Source organism: Rhizobium sp. 18055 (genome assembly GCF_902706285.1).
Taxonomy (GTDB): Bacteria; Pseudomonadota; Alphaproteobacteria; order Rhizobiales; family Rhizobiaceae; genus Rhizobium.
Genome location: NZ_CACSKD010000251.1, coordinates 1 through 451, shown reverse-complemented (window position 1 = coordinate 451; position 451 = coordinate 1). Strand labels below are relative to the sequence as shown.

General features: G+C 57.2%; 1 pseudogene. It reads right to left on the bottom strand.

Annotated elements, in window-relative coordinates:
* Positions 1-202 precede the first annotated feature (202 nt).
* Positions 203-451: pseudogene (locus tag GVL52_RS28975) on the bottom strand (hypothetical protein); the annotation flags it as partial.

Here is a 451-nt window from a genome sequence, read left to right as displayed (position 1 = left end):
TTGGGGAAGCCGTTGTTCACCAACGCGTGGAGGAGGTCTTTGCCCAAAGGGGTGAGGCGACCACCGCTTGTCTTTGCGGCATCCCGCAAGCCAATCACTAGGTCCGCATCCTTCTCCAGGCGTTTCAGTTGTTGCTGCAAGGTCGCCATTCCAAAAAACCTTATTAATATTTAAAATATCTTAATTAGAAAGAATGGGATCGTCAAGGGCTTTCGATCGCGTCGGCAAACATCGCCTGCAGCGTGTCTTGGTCAACGCCCACATCGCGCTGCGAACAGTCGATGCTGGTGTGCCCAAGGAGCTGCGCAACAGTTTCCATGTCGCCCGTGGTGGCAAGCACCTTGCCCGCGAACGTGCGTCGCCCAGAGTGGGTTGAGCCGCCCTTGATGCCTGCGCGCTGGTGCAGCTTGGTCACATGGGACTGAAGGGGGCGGCAGCCCTGTAGGTACCG